A 24,144-nucleotide genomic window follows, 5' to 3' on the forward strand; every position below is an offset into this window, starting at 1 on the left:
GTGTCAGAGAGTAAGGGTAGACGACAATCTGGCTTATTCGCCTGCTAATGCGGGAAAGCGCAGCCGTAAGGCGCTGAATATTTGCGCCATATCCGCCGCTTCACCTGCCTGCTCGACGGCGCGAAACACCTGGGTTTTCAGAAAATGGCGCCAGCTTACCGGCGCGTCGGCGAGAAAGGCGGTGAGCAACCGGTAGCGTTCCGGCGTCCAGATCGCCTCAAACGCCTGGCGCGCCGTGCCGTGATGAAAATGCGCCCCGACCTGCTGCGGCATTGCGGCGCGCAGCCGCGCCGTTGCCGCCTCATCCACCTCGCCGTTGGCTATCGCCACCCCGTACTGCGCGCGCGCCGCCGCCGCGCTGAGAAAGCCGCAGCGCACATCCTGGAGCACCGCATTAACGTCGCGCTGCGACGGCAGGCCGTAGCCGCCCGCGCCCGGCCCGCGCACCTCGACCACATCCCCCGGCTGGCAGTGGATCACGTCGCGGTTGCCGTGCTCCAGCACCTTGCCGTCGCGCAGGGTGCGAAAGTAAGAGAGCGCACCCGCGCAGCCGCCCGCCGCCCCTGCCGAGGCGAACACCGATCGGTTGCGGTTGCGCGCGGTGACGGTGGTCTCCGGGGTAAAAATTTCAAACGCCATTTCGGTCGCCAGCCCGCCGCGATAGCGCCCGGCACCGGCGCTGTTGGCGGCGAGACCGTAGCGCAGGAAGCGAATCGGCACTTCCGCCTCGTTGATCTCAATCGGGGTGTTTTTCAGAAAGGCTGACAATCCGCCCGAACCGTCCGGTCCGTCGTGGCGCGGCGTACCGCCCGCGCCACCGCCAACCGGCCCGAGCGAGGCCACCACGCTGCGGTTGCGCGCGTCCAGCGTGCGGATATTCATAATCGAGTTGCCGCCCGGCGAGTTAGCCGGCAGGCGCGTCGGCAGCGCCAGAGAGAAGACGCCGACGGTAGCGATTTGCGACAGCGCGCAGGTAAGGGAACGCATGCCGACGGCGGCGGGCGCTTCGCAGTTCATTACCGTGCCCGGCGGCAGGATCGCGCGCGTCGGGCGCAGCGTTCCGGCATTGAGCAGCAGATTGCGATCGAGCGTCGAGAGCACGTAAGTGACGCCAACCAGCGCCAGCGGATGGCGCTCGCGGCCGCCGGTCGGCATATTGAGCGACGAGGCGAGCTGCGGATCGCTGCCGGTATAGTCAAGCTCCAGCGTATCGCCGCGCACCCGCAGCGTAATGGCGATGCGACAGGGATAGCCCCCTTCGCCATCTTCATCGGCGTAGTCGGCGTAGAAGTAGTCGCCGTCGGGAATGGTGCGGATCGCGGCGCGCGCCTGCTGTTCGGCGTAGTCGAGTATCCCCTCGATGCCCTGCAGGAAATCGGCCGCGCCGAAGCGGGCGACAATCTCATGGATTTTGCGCTCGCCGATATTCACCGAGGCGATTTGCGCCTTAAAGTCGCCCCAGTTCTGCTCCGGCACCCGCACGTTCAGCCGCAGAATGCGCGCCACATCCTCGTTGAGCTCGCCGTTGCGCATGATCTTCAGCGGCGGGATGCGAATACCCTCCTGCACGATATCGGTCAGGGATCGCGACAGCGAGGCGGGCACCGCGCCGCCAATATCGGTGTTATGAATATGGCCGACCACAAAGCAGAGGATTTCACCGGCGTGAAACACCGGCTTCCAGATATGGATATCCGGCGAATGGGTGGCGACGTTGCCAGCGTAGGCGTCATTGGTGATGCAGATGTCCCCTTCGTCATAGCGATCGATCAGCGCCAGCACCGGCGCATAGTCGATGCCGCTGTACCAGGGGGCGCCGAAGCTGCGCGGCGAGGCGAACGCCAGCCCCTCGCGGCTGACGATCTGGCAGGAGAAATCCTCGGTCTCTTTGACGAAGGTGGAGTGCGCGGTGCGCATCAGGGTAAAGGCCATCGCGTCAGCCGCCGCCGCGCAGTAGTTGGCGAGAATTTGCAGGTTACGTCCGTCAATAGCCACGATCACTTCTCCTCGTTCAGCGGGGTAATTAACAGATTGCCGAAGCTGTCCACCTCAACCTGCATGCGCGGCGGTACGCAGGTGGTGCAGTCATCCTGCGCCACGATGACCGGGCCGCGCAGCCGATGGCCGGGGCGCAGCGTCGCGCGCAGCACCAGATCGACCTGATGAAAAGCGCCCTCTATCCACGCCTGAACCTGTTTCACCACCGCCACGGGCGCGGTGGCGGGCGCGAGGCGATTCAGCACCGGTTTCGGCGTGGGCGAGGTAATGACCAGCCGCAGATTGATAAGCTGCACCGGCGCGTCAGCGTCGCTGTGGCCAAAGAGCTGGTGATGCTGGCGATCGAAGGCCGCATGCAGCGCCGCCACGTCGGCGCTCATCAGCCACGCCGCCTCCAGCGGCACGTCAACTTCAAATGACTGGCCGCGATAGCGCATATCGGCGCTGAACTGCAGCCTGAACGGCATCGCCGCGCCGTGCTCCGCCGTCAGCCAGGCCTGCGCCCGCTGGCTCAGGCTCTCCGCTTCAGAGGCCAGCCGGTCCGCCAGCTGTGCGTTAAGATCGCCATAAAGCGTGCGGATAAAGTCGTTGCGGATATCCGCCACCAGCCCGCCCAGCGCCGAGAGCACGCCCGGCGTCGGCGGCACGATTACGCCTTTCATATTGAGTTCGCGCGCCAGAAAACAGCCCATCATCGGACCGGCACCGCCGAAGGCGAGAAACCAGAACTCGCGCGGATCGAGGCCGAAGCGCGACAGCAGGCCGCTGGTATCGCCGTACATGCTGGAGATCGCCAGTTCAATAGCGGCTTCAGCGGTCTGCTCTGGCGACACGCCAAGGCGATCGGCCAGCGGCTGCCAGGCGGCGCGGGCGGCGGCAACATCCACCTGCACGGCGTGGTAGCCGAGATCGCCGTGGCCGATCATGCCGCAGGCGGCAAAGGCGTCGGTGGCGGTCGGCTGAGTGCCGCCGCGCTGGAAACAGACAGGGCCGGGCAGCGAGCCGGCGCTGTCCGGCCCCATCTGCATCACCCCCTGCTCGTCGATCCACGCCAGCGACCCGCCCCCCTGCCCGACGGAGGTCACCGCCACCGAGGGGATATAAACGGGAAAGTCGCCGATGATCTCGCCGTTGCCCTGCGCCACCTCACCGTTAATAATCACCGCCACGTCGGCGCTGGTGCCGCCGATATCCAGGCTGAGGATGCGGTCGAAGCCGCAGGCGCTGGCGAGATAGCTGGCGCCGATTACCCCGGAGGCGGTGCCGGAGAGCACCATCTGCACGCATTCGCGCTTCGCCTGCTCAACGCCCATTACGCCGCCGTTGGACTTGGTCATGCGCGGCGGCGTGGTGACGCCTTTATCACGCAGCGCGCCTTCAAACTTTTCCAGATAGTTGATGACCATTGGCTGCACGTAGGCGTTGATAGTGGCAGTAATGGTGCGCTCATATTCGCGGATAACGGGCCAGATGTCGGCCGAGCAGGAGGTCAGCAGCTCGGGCGCGACCTCCTCAACGATCGCCTTTACCGCCGCCTCATTGTGCCGGTTGCGGTAGCTGTGCAGCAGCGCCACCACGATGCCCTCACAGCGCGCCGCGCGTGCGCCCGCGATAGCCGCCAGCACGCTCTGGCGATCCACCGACTGCAGCACCTTGCCGTCGCGGTCGGTGCGCTCGCGGATGGCGAAGACGCGGTCGCGGCTAATCAGCGGCGTGGGCCGACGGGAAAAGAGATCGTGAATATGGGGAATTTTCAGCCGCGCCAGCTCCAGCACGTCGCAGAAGCCTTCGGTGGCAAACAGCGCCAGCCGCACGCCGCGCCGCTGGATCACCGCGTTGATGCCGACCGTGGTGCCGTGGGTAAAGTAGCCGATCTGAGCGGGATCGACGCCGTCGCGCGCGGCGAGCTGCGCCAGCCCGGTCAGGATTTCACTGCCGGGCGCATCGGGCCGCGACAGCACTTTCAGGGTATGGATCTGGTTGGTTTGCCGATCCAGCACGGCGAAATCGGTAAAGGATCCGCCAATGTCCACGCCAACGCGGTAACGCATCTGTGTCACTCCGGGGTCAGGAAAGAGGGAATTCCATCAGCTTGTGCGGCTCCTGCACCACGCGCCAGCCAAGCCGCTGATAGAGCTGATGAGCATCGTTTGTTGAAAGCATCCAGCGCCGCACCGTGGCAAGCTCCGGATGCTCGCGCACGCAGCCTGCCAGCCAGCTGCCCAGGCCATGCCCGCGCCACGCCTCGTCGATAATGACGTCGCACAGCCAGCCGAAGCGGGTGTAGTCGGTAATCAGCCGCGCAAAGCCGATCTGCGCATCAATGTGATAGAGCCCAAACGGCAGCGAGGCCGCCACGGCCCGCTCGGTGGTGGCGCGCGCCTGCCCTTTCGCCCAGTAGGATCGCTCGGCCAGCTGGAAGTGGACCCAGTCCATATCCAGCCGCGTCCGTTTGGTAGAAAGGGTAAAGTCGTCGCGCTGCCAGAGATGGTCGGCGATAATCAGTGCGGTCATAAATAACTCCTTGTGGCGGCATCGATTTATAGTAAGCGCGCCTCTTCAGCCGACGCGGCTGAAGAGGCGCGGCGAACCCGTTAAATGCGTTGAAAAAAGGGCGGAAAAGAAATGTTATGCTGTGTGAAAGGGGCTGGCTGCGGCCATAAAAAAGCCCCATAGCGGGGCGGAACAGGCGGATGATCTTTTAAAGCCGCAGGCAGAGGCAATCGCTCGTCCATAAGCCGCGATATCCGCGTGGTAAGCGTGCCCGTCTCTTCGCGCCGCGATGAAATGTCTGCTCTTCCCAATGACCGGTTAACTGCCTGACGGGTGGAACAGAACGTTTTTATCCTGCGCTGTTTTCACGCCCTTCCCTTGCTCGCCCGCGTTGATAAAGCAGACTGTAAAAGGCTCAGTGCGGCAGAAACTAGAGCGCGCCCAGCACGTCATTCTGCCGGGTAATCAGCGAGCGCAGCGGCACGCTGCTCTTCATTACCGGCGACTTAATCACGATATAGCTGAAGTATTTATCGATGCCGATCTGCGCATCCAGCATCTTCTCAATGACTTCCTGGTAGTGCTCAATGCTGCGGGTGATAAAGCGCAGCAGATAGTCGTAGCCGCCGGTAATCAGGTGGCACTCCATCAGCTCGTCGACATCGCGCAGCGCGCTCTCGAACTTCATAAAATCTTCGCGGCGATGGCCGGAGAGCGTCACTTCGGTAAAGACCGTGACCGAATCGGTTATTTTGGTGAGATTGATATGGGCTTCATAGCCGGTGATAAAGCCAGCCTGCTCAAGGCGCTTGACGCGCTGCAGGCAGGGGCTGGGCGAAAGTCCCACGGCATCGGCGAGATTAACGTTGCTGATACGGCCATCTTTTTGCAGTTGCACCAGGATGTTGATATCGATGCGGTCAAGTTTCATTAAGCCGTTCATACCACCCCTCATTGTTAACCAATTGTGCAGGACGTGCTGATGGTATAACACGCTTTGCGCCGCCAGCGCCAGCGTTAACGTGCGCGTTATCCATCAGGAAAAATTATAATTATTCCAGCAATATCAATGAGGAAGCGGGTTTCAGCCCAGCCGGCCTGTGGCGCGCGCCAGCGCAATATCGAAAATGTGCAGCGCCTCCTCCAGCTGTGAATCGGTCGTTACCAGCGGCGCCAGGAAGCGCACCACATTGCGCTGAACGCCGCACTTGATCAGCAGCAGTCCCTCCTGGCAGGCGCTGTCGAGGATCTTCTGCGTCAGCGCGGCGTCCGGCCTGCCGGTTTCAAAATCGAGGATCTCCACCGCCAGCATAAAGCCGAGGCCGCGCACGTCGCCGATGCAGGCATATTTCTCCGCCAGCAGCTGCAGCCGCGCCAGCAGCTGCTCGCCAAGCTGGTTAGCGCGCGCCAGCAGGTTGTCGTGCTCCAGCAAATCGAGCACCGCCAGCGCCGCCGCGCAGCCCAGCGCGTTGCCGCCGTAGGTGCCGCCCAGCCCGCCGGGCGTCGGCGCGTCCATTATCGCCGCCTTGCCCACCACGCCAGAAATAGGCAAACCGCCGCCCAGGCTTTTCGCCACCGTGACCAGATCGGGTTTGATGTTGAAGTGCTGGAAGGCGAACATCTTGCCGGTACGGCCAAAGCCGCTCTGCACCTCATCGCAGATCAGCACGATGCCGTGCTGCTCGGTAATGCGGCGCAGCGCCTGCATAAACGCCGGGCCGGCCGGCAGGAAGCCGCCGTCGCCCTGCACCGGCTCGATAATGATCGCCGCCACGCGCTCCGGCGCGATCTGCACCGCAAAGAGCTGATCCAGCGCCTTCAGGCAGTCCACTTCGGTGACGCCATGCAGCGGATTGGGGAACGGCAGGCGGTAGATATCCGCCGGGAAAGGACCAAAATTCTGCTTATAGGGCTGGCTCATGCCGGTCAGCGTCACGCCCAGCAGCGTACGGCCGTGAAAGGCGCCGTCAAAGGCGATAACGCCAGAGCGGCTGGTATGCGAGCGGGCAATTTTAATGGCGTTCTCTACCGCTTCCGCGCCGCTGGTAAAGAAGACGCTTTTGTACGCTTCGCCGCCGCCCACCAGCCGGTTAAGACGCTGCGCCAGCTCGATATAGCCCGGATAGGCCACCACCTGAAAACAGGCGTGCGACACCAGGCCCAGCTGGCGCGTCACCGCATTCACCACCGCCGGATGGTTGTGCCCGACGTTGAGCACGCCGATGCCGCCGACGAAGTCGAGATAGCGGTTCCCCTCGACGTCCCAGACTTCGCTGCCTCTGGCGCGCTCAATCACCAGCGGATGGGCGGTCACCACGCCGCGCGGCACATTCTGCTCGCGCGCGTCCAGCAGCAAACTGTTGTCGGAATAGGTCTGTTGTTCGGCCATGACATTCTGCATTTTTATACCTCATCCACGTAACGTTCGGTTGGCTCAAGTATCGCAACCGGCGGGTTTCGCATGCTGCCGTTGTAGGGTGTGCGGCGGCATATCCTGTTAAAATCAGTGCCCTTTCAGCAGGGAAATTTCTTAACGCAGCGCACGCCACGCCCCAGAGGCCCGCAAGCCGAGGCGCATCAGTAGCCTCGCGCGCGGTCGATAAGGCCGACCATCGGCTCGCCGCGCTGGTAGCGACGCAGGTTTTCCAGCAGCGCGGCGACGGCGCTTTCGTTTTGCGTCTGGCTGGCGATATGCGGCGTCAGCCAGATAGCTGGATGACGCCAGAAAGGATGGGACGGCGGCAGCGGTTCAGGATCGGTCACGTCGATCACCGCCGCCGCGAGCTGGCCGCCGTCAAGCGCCGCCAGCAGATCCTGTGAGTTAAGCTGCGCGCCGCGTCCCGCCTGCACCAGCGCCGCTCGCGGCGGCAGCTGCGCAAACAGGTCGCGGTTAAGCAGGCCGCGCGTCTCTGCGGTCAGCGGCAGCAGACAGACCAGAATGTCGCTGCGCGCCAGAAAGGCGCCCATCTGCGCTGCGCCGTGAAAGCACTGCACGCCGTCGAGCTGGCGCGGCGTGCGGCTCCAGCCTGCGCAGTCAAAGCCGAGCGAGACCAGCTGGCGCAGCGCCGCCTGCCCCAGCTCGCCCAGCCCCATTACGCCGACGCGGCGCGTCGCGGCGGGCCTGACGCTGTGCGCCTGCCACTGCGCGGCGCGCTGCTGTTGCAGGTAGCGCGGCATATCGCGATGAATGCCGAGCACCGCAAAGGTAACGTACTCCACCATGCCCTGCGTCAGGCCCGGCTCAATCATGCGCACCACCGGCAGATCGGGCGGCAAGGCGGCAAGATCGAACTGATCCGCCCCCGCCCCCACCGACAGCAGCGCCTTCAGGTTGGGAAAGGTCTCTGTCAGCTTTTCCGGCGGCTGCCAGACGATCGCTATCTCAATCGCCTGCGGATCGCCGGTCTCCGGCCAGAGATGCAGCTGGATATCGGGCGCGTGCTGCGCCAGCCACTGCTGCCACAGCGCGCCGCGTTGGGGGTCCGATTTATAGAGGATCTGCATCAGGCCATCGCCTGCGTCATCAGGCCAAATGCCTGCATGCCGCCCGCTGGCACCGTCCAGGGCGTGCCGCGCACCATGGTGGTCGGGTTATCCACCTGCGCCAGCCCCAGCGTGGCGAGCCAGCCGGCCAGCGGCAGCGCGGCGTCGGTGTCGATACGCACAAATTCGCCGCGCAGCCCCTGCATCAGCGAGGCGACCAGCGCCTGTGCGGCCGGGAAATCCTGCGCGATGACCGGGCCGATCGCCCAGCCGTGGCCGAAGCGGCGCAGGCTGGCGAAGCCGTGAAGCGTGCCGCGGGTATCCTCCAGCAGCACGGTCTGATGCTCGCTGACGAGATGCGCAATCAGCGGCGACCGCAGCATGCCGTGCGCCTGCTGGTCGAGCGCGGTCAGGGTCGCCACATCCTGCGCCTGCGCCCGGCGCAGCGTTACGCCCGCCGGCATCACTACCGGCGGCACCGCCGCCAGCGCCCGCGTCTGGTGCTGCAAAATCTCGCCGGTGGTGACAAAGCCGAGCTTTTCATACAGCCCCTTGCCCATCTCGGTGGCGTGCAGCCGCACGTTATAGTCGGGCACTTTCTCCAGCAGGGTCAGCATCAGCTGTTTGCCCAGGCCGCGCCCCTGCTGCTGGTTATTGACAATCACCAGCCCGATGGTGGCGGCGCGTTCGCCCCAGCGCCAGAGAACAGCGCTGCCGAGCAGTTTGCCCTGCTCCTCAATCACTACGCCTTCGCCCAGCGCCAGCGCCTGCTGCCAGTCTTCGCGGCGGTGCGGCCAGTTCAGCTGCTGCGTCATGACGTAGCAGGATTCAATATCGTGCGCCTTCATGGCGCGAAAAATGGGGGTCATGCGTTGCTCCTTACATCATGCCAGGCGTTTCAAGTGCGCTGCCGTCAACCAGACGGCTATAGCGATAAGGTGTCGGGTCGACGATCGGCGCGTCGTCGGCGGCGAGATCGGCCGCCAGCCGCCCCGCGCCCGGCCCGATGCCGAAGCCGTGCGCGCTGTAGCCTGCCGACAGCACCAGGCCCGGCAGCTGCGCCACGGTGGAGATAACCGGGATCGCATCGGGGGTGCTGTCGATCATGCCGCCCCAGGCCTGCGCCAGCTTAAGGCCCGCCAGCGCCGGGTATTCGTTGCGCATCGCATCCAGCCCGGCCTGCACGGTCGCCGCGTCGGCAGCGGGATCGAGAATGCGCGCGCGCTCAAAAGGCGATTCACGGTCAAAGGCCCAGCCGCCGAGCGCTTCCGGGCCGTGGAAAAAAGGTTTCATGCCGAGGTTCAGGCGCAGATTTTTACGGCGGCTTTTGAAGGTGGGATAAAACTGACGCGCGTAGCGGATGCCCTGCGCACCCGGCTCCAGTCGGCCGCGTCCGGAGACGGAGACGGTATAGCTGCCGTCGAGCTGCGGGCGGCAGGCAAAGCCTGGGGTATAGAGCGGCACCGCAATCGCCTGCGCAATGGGCCGGGTGCGAAACGCGGTGCCGATAACGTTGCCGATCGGCAGATCGATGCCGTGGCGGCGGCAGAACATCGAGGTCCACGCCCCCGCCGCGCAGATCACCCGGCTGGTTTTGATTAAGCCGCGCTCAGTCCAGACGCCGCTGACGCGACCGGCGGCAATATCCAGTCCGCGCACCGCGCACTGCTGAAACAGCCGCGCGCCAAGGCGCTGGGCGGCGATCGCCAGACCCGGCGCGGCCAGGCGCGGCTCGGCATGGCCGTCGTCAGGCGACGAAACGCCCCCGAGCCAGCGCGTGGTGCTGCCGGGCGTCATCGCCTTCGCCCGATGCGCCGTCAGGATCTCGCTCTGCACCCCATAATGCTTCGCCATGCGGTTCCAGCGCTCCCACGCGGCGATGTCCGCCTCGCTGCGCGTCGCGTAGATCAGCCCGCTGCGGCGGAAGCCCAGCTCTTCGCCGGTCTCCTCACCCAGTTCGCCCCAGCGCTGCAGCGCGTGGATGATCAGCGGCAGCTCGCGCTCGTCGCGGTTCTGCTGGCGGCACCAGCCCCAGTTGCGGCTCGACTGTTCAGCGCCGACCAGTCCCTTCTCCAGCAGCGCCACCTTCAGCCCTTTTTTGGTCAGCTCCCAGGCGGCAGCGGCGCCAGCAATACCGGCGCCAATAATCACCACATCGACGGCGTCGGGAAAATCGGCGCTGTCCTGTACATAGCGGAGTGGAGCGGGCATAGCGTTGATACCTCTTTTTTTGCAGTGAAAAGCCAACCTTTCAGAGCGTTATCTGCGCAGCCAGATTGTTCACGGCCAGCGCACTGCCCGGGGACAATATGGCCAGCAAGATAGCCCTATTCCGCCTTTAAAATCTCTTCGTGCTCATCCAGCCACCCCTGCCGCAGCTCCGGCACCGCGCGCTTCAGGCGCTCGAAATAGAGTTCGCTGGTCGGCTTGTCGTAATCTTCACGCGCCAGCTGGGTGACGATGCGCCCCGACTTCATCACCACGATGTTGTCGCACACCGCCCGCACCGCGTGCATATCGTGGCTGATAAACAGCACCGACAGCCCCAGCTCGCGCCGCAGCTCGCTGATAAGATCGAGCACCGCCGCGGCAACCACCGTGTCGAGCGCCGAGGTCACTTCATCGCACAGGATCAGATCGGGCTCTGCCGCCAGTGCGCGCGCCAGGTTGACGCGCTGCTTCTGCCCGCCCGAGAGCGCCCAGGGGCGCCGCCACAGCACGCTGCGCGGCAGCTTCACCAGATCGAGCAGCTGGTGCAGCCGCTGGGTCAGCGCCTGGCCGCGCAGGCCGTGGAACAGCGCCAGCGGCCGCGACAGGATGCGCTCAACGCTGTGCGCCGGATTAAGCGCGGTGTCCGCCATCTGAAACACATACTGAATGCGGCGCAGCTCGTTGTCAGGCCGCTTGTGCATATCCCCCGCGATATAGTGGCCGTTAAACAGCATATGGCCGTGGCTGGGGGCGTTAAGTCCGGCGATGGCGTGCGCCAGGGTTGTTTTACCCGATCCCGACTCGCCGATAATGCCGATCGCCTGCCCTTTCCACAGTCTGAGGTTGATATCCTGCAGAATGGGGATCTTCGGCTGGCCGTCACGGCCGCGCGGGCCGTAGCCGGCGCTGAGGTCGCGCACCTCCAGCAGCGGCTGCCGCTCGCCGCTCTCCCCGCGCCACGGGCTGGGACGCTCCTGCTGCCGCGCCGCATCCATCAGCAGGCGGGTGTAGTCCGCCTGCGGCGCGCCAATCAGCCGTTCGGTAGTGCCGTACTCGGCGATCTGACCGCGCAGCAGCACCAGAATGCGGTCCGCCATCTGCGCCACCACCGCCAGATCGTGACTGACGTAGATGGCGGTGACACCGCGCTGCGCCACGACGCGACGAAAGGCCTTCAGCACTTCCACCTGGGTGGTGACGTCGAGCGCCGTGGTTGGCTCGTCGAGGATCACCACGTCGGGATCGCCAATCAGCGCCATCGCGGTCATCAGACGCTGCAGCTGCCCGCCAGAGACCTGATGCGGCCAGCGGTCGCCGATGGTGTCGGGACTGGGCAGCGCCAGCTCGCGGAACAGCGCCACCGCCTTGGCTTTCGCCGCCTTGCGCGACATGATGCCGTGGATCACCACCGGCTCGATCACCTGATCGATAATTTTCATGCCGGGGTTGAACGACGCCGCCGCGCTCTGGGCGATATAGGCGACTTTGTTGCCGCGAAATTCGCGCAGCTGCTGCGGGCTGAGGCTGTTGACGTCAACGCCCGCCACGTGAATATTACCCTCGGCGATGCGGCAGCCGTGGCGCGCATAGCCCATCAGCGCCATCGCAATGGTGGTTTTTCCCGAGCCCGACTCGCCAATCAGGGCGAGCACTTCCCCTTTCTGCACGGTAAAGCGGATATCTGACACCAGATCGACGGCGTCGCCCTTGTCGCTTTGCGCCGTGACGCGCAGATTTTCTACCGAGATCACCGGCATTGCGGTATGCGGCATAACGTTCATACGCCCTCCTTCGCCAGCATCAGCGGGCGCATCTGTTGCAGGCTGTCGATAAACAGGTTGGCGCCGATAGTCAGGCTGGCGATGGCCAGCGCCGGCATCAGCACCGCTGGCGAGCCGTCAAACAGCCCCTGCATATTTTCGCGCACCAGCGTACCCCAGTCGGCATAGGGCGGCTGCACGCCGAGGCCGAGAAAGCTCAGGCCGCTCAGCAGCAGCACGATATAGACGAAGCGCAGGCCGAAGTCCGCCAGCATCGGATGAACCATATTGGGCAGGATGTCGTGAATAGCGATATACCAGCGGCTTTCGCCGCGCAGCCGCGAGGCGCGCACGTAATCCATATTGCGCAGGCTGCCCGCCATCGCAAACGCGATGCGGAACGCCCCCGGCCAGAAGGTAAAGATCGCCGTCACCAGCAGCATCGGCAGCGAGGAGCCAAACACCGCCACGATCATCAGCGACAGCACCTTGCCCGGCAGCACCAGCATGGCGTCGTTGATGCGGCCCAGCAGCTCCTCCAGCCAGCGGCCGGTCACCGCCGCCAGCAGCGCCAGCAGCGTGCCGACCAGGCTGGCCCCGATCGCTGCGCCCAGCGCCAGGCCGATAGAGAACTTCGCGCCGTAGAGAATGCGGCTAAGGATATCGCGCCCAAGCGCGTCGGTACCGAGCCAGTTGTCGGCGGTAAATCCGCCGAACAGCGGGCCGCCGCCGATATCTTCGACGTTGTGCGGCGCCAGCTGGCTGCCAAAAATAGCCATCAGCAGCCAGAAAATCGACAGCGTCAACCCCAGCCGTCCTGAGACAGAGAGCGACTGAAAGAAACGAACCGGAAGTAAGGTATTCATGCGCTTCTCCATTTCGGGTTGAAGGCGATAGTCAGCACGTCAGCCAGCAGCAGCAGCACCAGATAGCAGCCCGCAAACAGCATCACGCAGAACTGCACCACCGGCAGATCGCGGTTGCTGACCGCATCCACCAGCTGGCTGGCGAGGCCGGGGTAGCTAAAGATGGTTTCGATAATAATCACGCCGCCGAACAGGTAGGCGAGGCTGAGCGAGATGGCGTTGGCAATCGGGCCGACCGCGTTAGGCAGAGCGTGGCGCAGCACGGCGCGCAGCGGTGAGACCCCCTTCAGCAGCGCCATCTCCAGGTAGGGGCTGTCGAGCTGGTCAATAATGGCGGCGCGCGACATACGCGCCATCTGCGCCACCAGCACGCAGCAGAGCGTCAGCACCGGCAGCGCGTAGGCCTTCAGATAGCTGACCAGATCCATATTTGGCGAGCCGAAGGACATGGCCGACACCCAGTGCAGCTTCACGGCAAAGATCAGCACCGCCACCGTCGCCACCAGGAACTCCGGCACCGCCACCGTCGCCATGGTGGTAACCACCAGCAGGCGATCCAGCAGCGAACCGCGCGTCATGGCCGCCGTAATGCCAGTCAGCAGCGCCAGCGGCACGCAGATTAGCGTGGTGATCGCCGCCAGCTCAAAGGTGGCGGGAATGCGCTGCGCCACCAGCTGCATCACCGGCAGGTGGCTGGCGAACGAGGTGCCGAAGTCGCCCTGCAGCATGCCGCCCAGCCAGCTGAAGTAGCGCAGCAGCAGCGGCTGATCCAGCCCGAGCTGTGCGCGCAGCGCCGCCACCGTCTCCGGCGTGGCGTTTTGCCCCAGGATCATCTGCGCCGCGTCGCCCGGCAGCAGGCTGGTGATAAAGAACACCACCGCCGAGACGATAAGCAAGGTCAGGATGCCGGCGCCGGTGCGTCGGGCGATCAGGAACATCATGTATCGGTTCATCGGCGATCTCCAGCGTCGAAAGGGTTAAGCGGACAGCCAGGCAAATTCGTGGAAGCGGTAGCCCATCATCATGCCGGAGGGCCAGGCTTCAACGCCCTTCACCTTTTTGCTGTAGCCGTCGGTGGAGCTGATAAAGGTCGGGATAATGGTGCCGCAGTGGTCGTAGATTAGCTTCTGCATATCCCCGTACATCTGCTTGCGCTTCGCCTGCTCGCGCTCGCCGCGCGCCGCCACCACCAGCTGATCGAACTGGGCGTTTTTCCAGCCCGACTCGTTATTGGGCGCGCCGGAAAGGTAGAACTGCGAAAAGAGCATATCGAGCGTCGGGCGCGGGTTGATGGAGCCGTAGCCCACCGGATCTTTGGTCCAGTGCGTTGACCAGTAGCCGTCATAGGGCACGCGGCGCACCTTGATAGTGATGCCGGCATTGCGCGCCACCTGCTGGATCAGCTGGCCCCCCTCGACCGCGCCTTCGATATTGGGCGTGGTGACGATCTCCACCGTCGCCCCCTTCATGCCCGCCTTTTCGATGTGAAATTTCGCCTTTTCGACGTCGAGCGGGCGTGGCTTCAGTTCGGCGTTGTAGAGCGGATGCCACGGCGGCACCGGCGTATCGTTGCTGACGTCGCCGTAGCCCTGCAGCACGGTTTTCACCAGCATCTCGCGCGGCTGCAGGTATTTCATCGCCAGCACGAAATCTTCGTTGCTGCCGGGCTTGATATCGGTGCGCACGATCAGGTTGGTATACATGCCCGATTTGCTCTCCAGCACTCCGAAATCGCTGGTCGCCTTGATGCGCTTGCAGTCGCTGGCGCTCAGGGTCGAGACGATATGCAGATCGCCCGACATCAGCGCGTTGACGCGCGCCGCCTGGTCGGTGACGCCCAGCAGTTCCACCTCGTCGAGGTGCGGCAGGCCCGGCTTAAAGTAGTTGGGATTTTTGCTGCCGACCGTGCGCACGCCCGGGGTAAACTCCTTGCAGACGTAAGGCCCGGTGCCGATGCCTTTGTTGAACGCTTTGGTGCCGTCCTGCACGATCAAAAACGGCGGCGCGGCGAGGATATAGGGCAGATCGAAGTTTGCCTGGCTCAGCACCAGCTGTACTTCGTTATCATTGACGGCGCTAAGGGTTTTAAACTGCTCGGCAATTTTAAAGGCGTTTGAGGCGACCGCCGCGTCTTTATGGCGGCTGAGCGAATAGACCACATCTTTCGCGGTCAGCGGCTTGCCGTCGTGGAAGGTGACGCCGCTGCGCAGCTTAATCTGCCAGGTGACGCCGTCGCTGGAGTCAAGGGAGGCGGCCAGCGCGGGCAGCGCTTTCAGATCCTTATCCAGCTCGGTCAGGCCGTTGTAGAACATGTACTGACGGGTGTAATCGCCGCTGTTGTTGGCTTTGGCGGGGTCAAGGGTATCGGTGGCGGAGGCGTTAGACATCGCGGCGCGGATTTTGCCGCCTTTTACCGGCGTTTCCGCGGCGAAGCCCAGCTGCGGAAAACCGATAATGCCGCTGCTCATCACCGCCCCGGCGGAGAGCATTTTCATCAGGCCGCGGCGTGACAGCGTGCCTTCGGTCAGCATGCGCGTCAGCGCGTTATTATCATTTTTACTCATCTGCGTACCCTCAATAAGCGTTAAGGTTCAGCCCCTGGAATGCAAGCATCAAGAGAAACGATCTTTGGCTTTGTAATAGAGTCCGGCCAGCGGCAAAAACCACGGCTTGCCGTGATAGCCCGGCAGTGCGGGCCAGGCGTCGCGCTGCCAGGGATTGCGGTTGCTTTTTTCCGCGATGAGATCGGCCATTACCGCCCCCATCCACACCGACATCTGTGTGCCGTGACCGCTGTAGCCCATGGAGTAGAACAGGCCGTCATGCTCGCCCGCATGCGGCAGCCGATCGGCGGACATATCCACCATGCCGCCCCAGCAGTAGTCGATGCGCGCCTGCGCCAGCGGCGGAAAGAGGCTGGCCAGCGTGGCCTGTAGAATTTCACCGCTGCGTGAATCAGAGGTGGGATTGCTGACCGCGAAGCGCGCGCGGCCGCCGAACACCAGCCGACGGTCGGCGGTGGTGCGAAAGTAGTTGCCGAGGTTGAGTGAGGTGACGTAGGTGCGATCCTGCGGCAGCACCTGGCGGATTAACGCGTCGCCCAGCGGCTCCGTCACCACGATAAAGCTGCCCACCGGCACGATGCGCCGCTGGAACCAGCGAAAAGGGCCGACGTTGGAGCAGCCGGTCGCCATCAGCACCTTGTCGGCGAGGATCTCTCCTCTGGCGGTCTGCACGCGGTGGCGATAGCCGTCAAGGCGGGTCAGGCCGGTCACGGCGTGGTGCGGGAAAATCTTCGCCCCGCTGCGCGCCGCCGCTTCCGCCAGCCCAATGCCGAACTTGCCCATATGCATCTGGCCGCCGCGCTTTTGCAGCAGCCCGCCGTGAAAGGCGTCGCTGTTCACTTCGCGGCGGATCGCCGTCTGGTCGAGCAGCTCAATCTCCGGATCGACGGTGCGACGCATCAGCGCCCAGGCCTCGCGCAGCCCGGCGAAATGGGACGCCTTGCTGGCGAGCTTGAGCTTGCCGCACAGGCGGAAATCGCAGTCGATCCGCTCGTCGCGCACCAGCTGTTCGACGTAGCTTACCGCGTCGTCGTAGGCGCGGTAGAAGCGCGTGGCTTTCTCGATGCCCTGGCTCGCTACCAGCGAGGCGAAGTTCTGTGCCACCCCGGTATTGCAGTGGCCGCCGTTGCGCGCCGAGGCCTGGCTCATCATGTCGCCGCCCTCCAGCAGCACCACGTCAAGGCCGCTGCGCGCCAGGCTCAGCGCCGCCGAGACGCCGGTAAAGCCGCCGCCGATCACCACCACGTCGGCGTGCGACGGCAGTGCCCTTTCCGCCGCGCCGTGAAACGAGGGCGCGGTCGCCTGCCAGAACGATTCGAGTTTCATCGCGCGATCCTCAGAGTCCGACCAGGGCAGGCAGGCCGCCGATGTCAGGGATTTCGCTATAGCCGTAGTAGGGGTTTGCCGGCTCATGGCCGCGATTAACCCAGGCTTTATGGGTGATGCCGAGATCGTGCGCCGTCATCAGGTCGTAGCGGAAGCTGGAGGAGACGTGCAGGATCTCGTCAGGCCGGCAGTTGAGCTTCTGCAGCATATACTCGAAGCCTTTCATCTGCGGTTTGTAGGCGCCCACCTCTTCGGCGGTAATCGCCAGGTGTATCGGCGCGCCCAGCCGCGGAATATGGTGCGGCAGCAGATCTTTCATCGAGTTGCTGAGCAGCACCAGCGGGAACTCGGTCGCCAGCTTCGCCAGCCCGGCCGGCACGTCGGGGTGCGGCCCCCAGGTGGCGCAGTCGGTGTAGATAAAGTCGCTGTCCGCCTTGTCCCACGCTACGCCCCACTTTTTGCAGGTGCGCTGTATCGCGTTGCTCACCACGTCGTAGTAAGGCTTCCAGGCGCCCAGCACTTCATCCAGGCGGTAGCGGGAGAAATCGGTGGTGAAGGCCGCCATCTTATCGGCCGCCACGCGGTCATCAAAGCAGCGCGCCGCCGCGCCCGCCATATCGAAGTTAATCAGCGTGCCGTAACAGTCAAAGGTGATGTATTTCGGTTTAAACAGAGCCATGACGCGACCTCATCTCTATCATAAAAAGTTAAAAATCGATCAGTACGCTTTTCTGTCGCTGGCAGGCCTGAAATGCCTGCCGCCCCAGATCTTTGCCGATGCCGGAGCCGAGAAAGCCGCCGGTGGGAATGATGAAATCGCCAGAGCGGCCATAGCGGTTTACCCAGACCGTGCCCGCCTCGATGGCGCGTATGGCGCGCATGGCGCGCGGCAGGCTCAGGGTATGCACCCCCGCGCACAGGCCGTAAATCTCGTGCGCTGCCAGCTGCAGCCCCTCTTCCTCATCGTCGAAGGTCTGCACCGTCAGCACCGGACCGAAGATCTCCTGCTGCACCGCCGGGTTGTCCTGAGCGACGCCGCACAGCAGCGTCGGCTGCCAGAACCAGCCCTCGTCGGTGTCGGCGAAACGCTCACCGCCGACCAGCACCTCCGCGCCCTGCGCTTTCGCGGCGGTGATCACCGAGGCGACTTTATTCCCCTGGCGTTCGTCGATCAGCGGCGCGTAGCGGCTGTCGTCGCGCCAGGTGACGCCGGGGCGCACGCTGCTGCACAGGGTTGCGAGGCGATCGAGCAGCGGCGCGGCGATGGCGCGCTGCACAATCAGGCGAGTGCCCGCGACGCACGCCTGACCGCCGTTAGCGGTAAAGCCGCGCAGGATGCGCTGCGCCAGCACCTCGATTTCGCCCGCGTCGTCAAACACCAGCTGCGGGCTTTTGCCGCCCAGCTCCAGCGTCACCGGCTTCATGCCGTGCTGCGCCACGTCGCTCATAATGCGCGCGCCGGTCAGGGTCGAGCCGGTAAAGGAGACCTTGCGCACCAGCGAATGCGTCACCAGCGCATGGCCGGTTACCGCCCCACTGCCCTGCACAATATTGAGCACCCCGGCCGGCAGGCCGGCCTGCACCGCCAGTTCCGCCATGCGCACCGTCGAGAACGGCGTCAGTTCAGAGGGTTTCAGCACCACCGCGTTGCCTGCCGCCAGCGCCGGCCCGCATTTCCACGAGGCCATCGACAGCGGAAAATTCCACGGCGTAATGGCGCCCACGACGCCATACGGCTCGGCGATCAGCATGCCAAGGCTGCTGTCGCGCGTCGGAAAGAGATCGCCGCTGTACTTGTCGGCGCACTCGGCGTAGAAGCGGATCGCCTCAGCGGTAAAAGGAATTTCATGCTGCACCACATCGCTGACGGGGCGCGTGGATCCCAGCGCCTCCAGCTGCGCCAGCAGGCTGTCCTGCTCGATCAGATCGGCCCAGCGGCGCAGCACCCGGCCCCGCTCGCGCGGTGCGCAGCCTGACCAGCCGCTGGTTTTTAGCGCCTGGTGCGCCGCCTGCACCGCACGGTCAACGTCGGCGGCGTCAGCCTCATGCAGCGTGGCGTAGACTCTGCCGTCCGAGGGACGTTTCACCGCAAACGCCGCCCCCTGGGTCTGAATGTGATGGCCGTCAATATAGTGGCCGACAGGAAGCGGAACTTTTTCAGGGTCGAAACTTAACATGGATAAATCCTTATTTGTTGCACCCGTCAACCGTCAGGGAATTAGCGCACTGGCAGCGCTTATATTCAGCGAGAATAAGCTCATGCAAACTGGTAATGCAGAAAGTATGCCAGTCACCTAAAAAATAAAAATGCGTTTAAAACAGCGCAAAAAAATTTTCTGCCGTATTGAAAGCGGAAATTTTGCGTAATTGCCGAACCAATAAACAGATGATTTGGCTCACAAAATTCATGCATTGCCGTGGTGCATCGCGCATGAAACTTGCACTAAAATGGCAAACGGCGAGAAAAAGCCGACGCGGCGCACAAAATAAAAAAAGCGTTTGCCGCAGATGCGACAAACGCTTGCAATAGAGAATGATAAACAGAGAAGAATTAATTCAGGCTGCCAATATGAAACGCTTTCTGTTCCAGATATTCTTCGATGCCGTAGCGCGACCCTTCCCGGCCTATTCCTGATAATTTTACGCCGCCGAACGGCGCCACTTCTAATGAGATTGCGCCGGTATTAAAGCCGACCATGCCAAATTCCAGCGATTCCGCCACGCGCCAGGCGCGACGAATATTTTCGGTGAAAAAATAGGCTCCCAGGCCAAAGGGCGTATCGTTGGCCATCGCAATCGCCTCTTCTTCCTTATCAAAGATAAACAGCGGCGCGACCGGCCCAAAGGTCTCTTCATGGGCGATACGCATCTGCGTCGTGACCTTGCCAAGCACCGTTGGCTGCACCCAGGTGCCGTTGCCGTGGCTGGCGCCGCCGGTCAGCAGCTCCGCGCCCTGGCGCAGCGCATCCTCAATATGGCCGTTAACTTTCTCTACCGCCCGGTCGTTGATCAGCGGACCGATCGTGCTGCCGACCGTAAAGCCGTCGCCCACCTTCAGCGTGGCAACCGCTTCAAGCAGCTTCGCCGCGAAGCGCGGATAGATGCCGCGCTGCACCAGAATACGGTTGGCGCAGACGCAGGTCTGTCCGGCGTTACGGAATTTGCTGACCATCACGCCCGCCACTGCGATATCGATATCGGCATCGTCGAAAACAATAAAAGGGGCATTGCCGCCCAGCTCCAGGCTCAGCCGCTTTACGCTGTCTGCGCTCTGCTGCATCAGCAACTGACCAATGCGCGTCGAGCCGGTAAACGAGATCTTGCGTACCAGGGGGCTGCCGGTGAGCGCCGCGCCGATCTCTGCTGGCAGGCCGGTCACCACCTGCAGTACGCCAGCCGGGAAGCCGGCGCGCTCCGCCAGCACCGCCAGCGCCAGCGCCGACAGCGGCGTCAGCTCCGACGGCTTCACGATAATCGGGCAGCCTGCCGCCAGCGCGGGAGCGACTTTACGGGTGATCATGGCGATGGGGAAGTTCCACGGCGTGATGGCCGCCGCCACGCCGACCGGCTGTTTCAGCACCAGGATACGGCGATCCTCACTCGGCGCCGGGATGGTATCGCCGTAGATGCGGCGCGCCTCCTCGGCGAACCATTTCACAAAGCTGGCGCCGTACAGCACCTCGCCTTTCGCCTCCGCCAGCGGCTTGCCCTGCTCGGCGGTCATAATGGTCGCCAGATCCTCGGCGTTATCGAGGATCAGCTGGTGCCACTTCTCCAGCAGCGCGGCGCGGCTGGCGTTGGGGGTTTTGCCCCAGGCGATGCGCACCGCGTCGGCGCAGGCGATGGCCGCTTCCGTCTCTGCACGGCCCAGCGCCGGAATGGTCGCCAGCGTTTCACGCGTGGCGGGATCGACCACCGGCAGGGTTTCGCCGTTGCGTGCATCCTGCCAGCGGCCGTCAAACAGCGCCTGCTGGCGCAGCAGACTGGAATCTTTTAGTTGAAGACGCGACATCTCACTCCCCTTTTTGCTCGGTTTGATTCCACTCTATCGCGTCGTCTCAGCGCAGGATGTTTTTCTTACCGGGCAGAAACCTTAAACAGCGAGTTTTGCGCGCGGAAAGAAAATTTTATGCCGCACGGCTGCTATGCTCAGTTTTTAAACAAGGAGATAACCATGAGCGATCATATGTGGCGAGCGGTGGATGATTACTTTACCCAGACGCTGGTCAAACCCGATGCGACGCTGGCGTCGGTGCTGGCACGTAACGCCGCCGCCGGTCTGCCGCCGATCGACGTAGCGGCCAACCAGGGCAAGCTGCTCTACCTGCTGGCGCGCATGATGAACGCCTCACGCATTCTGGAGATCGGCACTCTGGGCGGCTACAGCACGCTGTGGCTGGCGCGCGCCCTGCCGAAGAACGGCAAAATCGTGACGCTGGAGTTTTCGCCGCAGCATGCGCAGGTGGCGCGCGAGAATTTCGCCGAGGCGGGCGTAACCGATAAAGTTGAGCTTCTGGTGGGGCCGGCGCTGGAGAGCCTGCCGCAGCTGCAGGGGCCGTTCGATATGATCTTTATCGATGCGGACAAGCGCAATAATCCACACTACCTGCGCTGGGCGCTGCAGCTGGCGCGCGTCGGCAGCGTGATTATTGGCGATAACGTGGTGCGCAGCGGACGGATCGTCGATTCACAGTCCGCAGATGAAAACGTACAGGGGCTACGGCAGTACCTGCGCGACGTCGGCGAGAGTCCGCACCTGACGGCTACCGCGCTGCAAACCGTCGGCAGCAAAGGCTGGGATGGCCTGCAGCTGGCCATCGTCGAGTCGCTGCCGGATTAGATCTGAAAGTCGATCGCCGGCTCTTCTACGCTTTGATAAGAGAGCGCCTGACGTTTGATCTCCTCCAGCGACAGGTTGGCGTTGCACAGCTCCATGAACTGCCACACATAGTTGCGCTGCAGCTGGCCGCGCTTCAGGCCAAGCCAGACGGTATTGGCGTCAAACAGATGGCGCGCGTCGATGCGCACCAGCGACTCTTCCGGCTGAATGTCGCACGCCTGATCGGCAAGGATGCCGACGCCGAGGCCCAGTTCGACATAGGTTTTCACCACGTCTGAATCCTGCGCGCTCAGCACGATATCCGGCTTGAGGCCAGCGGCCTGAAAGGCACGATCGACGCGCGAGCGCCCAGTAATGCCCTGGCGATAGGTTATCAGCGGATAGCGGCTCAGCGTGCCGAGCGAAACCGGCTGCTGCTGCACCAGTTCGTGATCGCTGGGTACCAGCAGCGCATGGTGCCAGCTGAACCAGGGAAAGGCCGCCAGGCTGGGATTGTTCACCAGCAGTTCGCTGGCGATACCAACGTCCGCTTCGCCTGCCAGCAGCATGGCAACGATCTCCTGCGGCGATCCCTGGTTAAGCTCCAGACGCACGTTAGGATAGAGCTGACGAAACGCTTTGATGACCCGCGGCAGGCTGTAGCGCGCCTGAGTGTGGGTGGTGGCGATAGTGAGAATGCCGCTGGTTTCGTTGGTAAAGACATCCGCCAGGCGGCGTACTTTTCCCGCCTCGTCGAGGATGCGTTCGGCAATGGTCAGCAGCGCTTTACCCGGTTCCGTCATGCCCAGCAGGCGCTTGCCGCGGCGGATAAAAATCTCAACGCCCAGCTCATCTTCCAGATCGCGGATATGGCGGCTCACGCCTGACTGCGAGGTAAATAGCGTGTTTGCCACTTCCGTCAGATTGAACTCGCAGCGCGCAGCCTCACGGATGATTTTAAGTTGCTGGAAATTCACGATATTTACCTCCCTTTACGAAATTGTTAACTTCGATGGTAAGAAGGTTTATTGATATCAACAAATAATAAAAACTTTGTCCTTATGCGCACAGGGAATATATAGCGACAGGTACGCGCGTTATGGGGCAGCGGTATTGTTGTTTAGCGCTAGCGGGTTCACAAAATGAAAGCCCCACGGCCAGAACGCCTTGAAGGCAGCACGCGTCAGCGAATACCCTTATAACATTACTAAAAGCAGGGATATTCTATGCAGGCTTCCGATGTTTTAAAGATGAAGTTGCAGAGCGAGAGGCTGCTGGCGCTTTATGCGCAACAGGGCGTGACCTCTACATGGAAGGCGATGAAGGGTATTGGGTCAGATATTTATGCAGGGGTTGAAAGGGTGAGTTGGTATTCGTCATGCCTTGTTCCTGACTATCATGAGGTTTGTCGCGAATTGATTTCAGAAGAAAAAAGAATGCACCTTTCGATTCTTTCTGTTTTCCGCCATCGTAACGTGATTGCTCACATGTTTCGGCTCTATTTTGAAATGCTTATTAACGACAGCAACGCTGGCAACAAATCAGGTCGCATCCGGAACGTAACGTCAAAAATAACGGAAGTTGCTAACTATATCCCGACAGGCAGAGCGACGCGTCTTGCATTAGCCCTGGCGCTTGCCAAAGCGCTGGCTGCGTCTGATTTAGTATCGCAAACTGTCGTTGAGCGCCTGGCGCGCCGAATACCCGCCATTGTCATTACGTTCCAGCTTATCGGTACCGATCAAAAATGCGCCCTTGCGGCCCGTCAGCTAAAGGCACTTGATGCCGAATATTACAGGATACTCTATCAGGCAGAAGTTGAAATGTTGTATTACTTTATTGAGCCGGTGCTTTCAGAATTAATCAAAAAATATCAAATACAATTTCAGAATGACTTCGATGGATTTTACAGCTATGTAAAGGAAGCATTTCATGTTTAAGAGCTTGTTATCGATATTATTTACAGAAATCCTCTTTCCCGTATGGATTTTTGCATGGGCCTCTCTTTTTATCTATTTCCTCCCAGATTACTGGCTCATACTTACGGTAATATCGGTCATTATACTTATTGTCATCCATCCCGTTTTTTTTGGCCGGTTTGATAAATACGATAAATAATCACTTAAAAAGGGAATTTTATGTCTAATCCAGCTTACCTGTGGTTAACCGATGAAAATGGATCGCCAATAGTTGGGCCGTCGCTTGTGTCAGGCCGTGAAGGGGCGATTGAGCTAAAATCCTTTACCCACAACGTCAACATTCCTGTCAATGGCAACACCGGAAGATTAACGGGAACGCGCGTTCATATGCCGATTATGTTTCAGAAGGAATTCGATCGCGTTACCCCCCTGCTCTTTCGCGCGTTAAGCACGGGTAAAACGCTCCACTCCGCGACGATTAAAATGTATCAGATTAACGAGGCGGGTAGAGAGCAGGAATATTTTAATATTATTCTTCAGGGCGTAAAGCTGACCTCCATAACGCCCGATCTCTATCCCGGCGCGCAGACCGGCACGCATCTCGAAACGGTTCTCTTACGCTATGAGAAAATTACCTGGAAGCATTGCGACGGAAATATTGTCTTCACCGACGCATGGAATGAGCGAGCAGCTTATTAAGGCGGT

At 62.2% G+C, this 24,144-nt stretch carries 20 protein-coding genes; 3 read left to right on the top strand and 17 right to left on the bottom strand.

Annotated elements, in window-relative coordinates; all coding sequences use genetic code 11:
* Positions 1-33 precede the first annotated feature (33 nt).
* The 16 genes from MHZ97_RS06455 to MHZ97_RS06530 form a co-directional block, all read right to left on the bottom strand.
* On the bottom strand, positions 34-1,995 hold the full coding sequence (locus MHZ97_RS06455) for a hydantoinase B/oxoprolinase family protein (RefSeq protein WP_239314072.1): 1,962 nt from the start codon (positions 1,993-1,995) through the stop codon (positions 34-36).
* Between the two features lie 2 nt (positions 1,996-1,997).
* Positions 1,998-4,049, bottom strand: a complete 2,052-nt coding sequence (locus MHZ97_RS06460; RefSeq protein WP_239314071.1) for a hydantoinase/oxoprolinase family protein — start codon at positions 4,047-4,049, stop codon at positions 1,998-2,000.
* 16 nt (positions 4,050-4,065) lie between these two features.
* Complete coding sequence (locus MHZ97_RS06465; protein ID WP_103796866.1) at positions 4,066-4,512, bottom strand: GNAT family N-acetyltransferase; 447 nt, start codon at positions 4,510-4,512, stop codon at positions 4,066-4,068.
* 409 nt (positions 4,513-4,921) lie between these two features.
* Complete coding sequence (locus MHZ97_RS06470; RefSeq protein WP_033749932.1) at positions 4,922-5,434, bottom strand: Lrp/AsnC family transcriptional regulator; 513 nt, start codon at positions 5,432-5,434, stop codon at positions 4,922-4,924.
* Positions 5,435-5,575: 141 nt separating this feature from the next.
* Complete coding sequence (gene gabT, locus MHZ97_RS06475) at positions 5,576-6,892, bottom strand: 4-aminobutyrate--2-oxoglutarate transaminase (RefSeq protein ID WP_103796865.1); 1,317 nt, start codon at positions 6,890-6,892, stop codon at positions 5,576-5,578.
* Between the two features lie 176 nt (positions 6,893-7,068).
* The gene (locus MHZ97_RS06480) at positions 7,069-7,995 is read right to left on the bottom strand and encodes a glyoxylate/hydroxypyruvate reductase A (RefSeq protein WP_239314069.1); all 927 of its coding nucleotides are present in this window, start codon (positions 7,993-7,995) and stop codon (positions 7,069-7,071) included.
* The gene (locus tag MHZ97_RS06485) at positions 7,995-8,843 is read right to left on the bottom strand and encodes a GNAT family N-acetyltransferase (protein ID WP_239314067.1); all 849 of its coding nucleotides are present in this window, start codon (positions 8,841-8,843) and stop codon (positions 7,995-7,997) included. The genes MHZ97_RS06480 and MHZ97_RS06485 overlap by 1 nt, the downstream gene beginning before the upstream one ends.
* A 10-nt stretch (positions 8,844-8,853) precedes the next feature.
* Positions 8,854-10,185 (bottom strand): FAD-binding oxidoreductase, encoded by a 1,332-nt coding sequence (locus MHZ97_RS06490; RefSeq protein WP_103796862.1) that lies wholly within the window; start codon positions 10,183-10,185, stop codon positions 8,854-8,856.
* A 116-nt stretch (positions 10,186-10,301) separates the two neighbouring features.
* Entirely contained in the window at positions 10,302-11,966 is a 1,665-nt protein-coding gene (locus MHZ97_RS06495; RefSeq protein ID WP_239314065.1) for an ABC transporter ATP-binding protein, read from the bottom strand.
* A complete protein-coding gene (locus MHZ97_RS06500; RefSeq protein WP_103796860.1) occupies positions 11,963-12,811 on the bottom strand; it encodes an ABC transporter permease in 849 nt (282 codons plus the stop codon). Before MHZ97_RS06500 ends, MHZ97_RS06495 begins: the two co-directional genes overlap by 4 nt.
* A complete protein-coding gene (locus tag MHZ97_RS06505; RefSeq protein ID WP_103796859.1) occupies positions 12,808-13,764 on the bottom strand; it encodes an ABC transporter permease in 957 nt (318 codons plus the stop codon). Before MHZ97_RS06505 ends, MHZ97_RS06500 begins: the two co-directional genes overlap by 4 nt.
* 24 nt (positions 13,765-13,788) lie before the next feature.
* Positions 13,789-15,375: an ABC transporter substrate-binding protein gene (locus MHZ97_RS06510; RefSeq protein WP_103796858.1), complete on the bottom strand. Its 1,587-nt coding sequence runs from the start codon at positions 15,373-15,375 to the stop codon at positions 13,789-13,791.
* Between the two features lie 48 nt (positions 15,376-15,423).
* A complete protein-coding gene (locus tag MHZ97_RS06515; protein ID WP_239314063.1) occupies positions 15,424-16,701 on the bottom strand; it encodes an FAD-binding oxidoreductase in 1,278 nt (425 codons plus the stop codon).
* A 10-nt stretch (positions 16,702-16,711) separates the two neighbouring features.
* Complete coding sequence (locus MHZ97_RS06520; RefSeq protein WP_103796856.1) at positions 16,712-17,380, bottom strand: haloacid dehalogenase type II; 669 nt, start codon at positions 17,378-17,380, stop codon at positions 16,712-16,714.
* Positions 17,381-17,408: 28 nt separating this feature from the next.
* Positions 17,409-18,878: an aldehyde dehydrogenase gene (locus tag MHZ97_RS06525; protein ID WP_239314062.1), complete on the bottom strand. Its 1,470-nt coding sequence runs from the start codon at positions 18,876-18,878 to the stop codon at positions 17,409-17,411.
* 374 nt (positions 18,879-19,252) lie between these two features.
* Positions 19,253-20,713: an NAD-dependent succinate-semialdehyde dehydrogenase gene (locus MHZ97_RS06530; RefSeq protein WP_239314060.1), complete on the bottom strand. Its 1,461-nt coding sequence runs from the start codon at positions 20,711-20,713 to the stop codon at positions 19,253-19,255.
* 162 nt (positions 20,714-20,875) lie between these two features.
* Between MHZ97_RS06530 and MHZ97_RS06535 the strand changes: the two genes are divergently transcribed.
* The gene (locus MHZ97_RS06535; RefSeq protein ID WP_239314058.1) at positions 20,876-21,541 is read left to right on the top strand and encodes an O-methyltransferase; all 666 of its coding nucleotides are present in this window, start codon (positions 20,876-20,878) and stop codon (positions 21,539-21,541) included.
* Here MHZ97_RS06535 and cbl read toward each other — a convergent pair.
* Positions 21,538-22,497: an HTH-type transcriptional regulator Cbl gene (gene cbl, locus MHZ97_RS06540; protein WP_103796853.1), complete on the bottom strand. Its 960-nt coding sequence runs from the start codon at positions 22,495-22,497 to the stop codon at positions 21,538-21,540. The genes MHZ97_RS06535 and cbl overlap by 4 nt on opposite strands.
* Before the next feature lie 249 nt (positions 22,498-22,746).
* Here cbl and MHZ97_RS06545 point away from each other — a divergent pair, with 249 nt between their 5' ends.
* Together MHZ97_RS06545 and MHZ97_RS06550 are read left to right on the top strand one after the other, a co-directional pair.
* Positions 22,747-23,460, top strand: coding sequence for a hypothetical protein (locus tag MHZ97_RS06545; protein WP_239314056.1), 714 nt, complete (start codon positions 22,747-22,749; stop codon positions 23,458-23,460).
* A 198-nt stretch (positions 23,461-23,658) separates the two neighbouring features.
* Positions 23,659-24,138, top strand: coding sequence for a type VI secretion system tube protein TssD (locus MHZ97_RS06550; RefSeq protein ID WP_239314055.1), 480 nt, complete (start codon positions 23,659-23,661; stop codon positions 24,136-24,138).
* Positions 24,139-24,144 lie beyond the last annotated feature (6 nt).

The sequence above is a fragment of the Pantoea sp. ACRSC genome (genome assembly GCF_022346785.1).
GTDB classification, from domain to species: domain Bacteria; phylum Pseudomonadota; class Gammaproteobacteria; order Enterobacterales; family Enterobacteriaceae; genus Pantoea; species Pantoea alvi.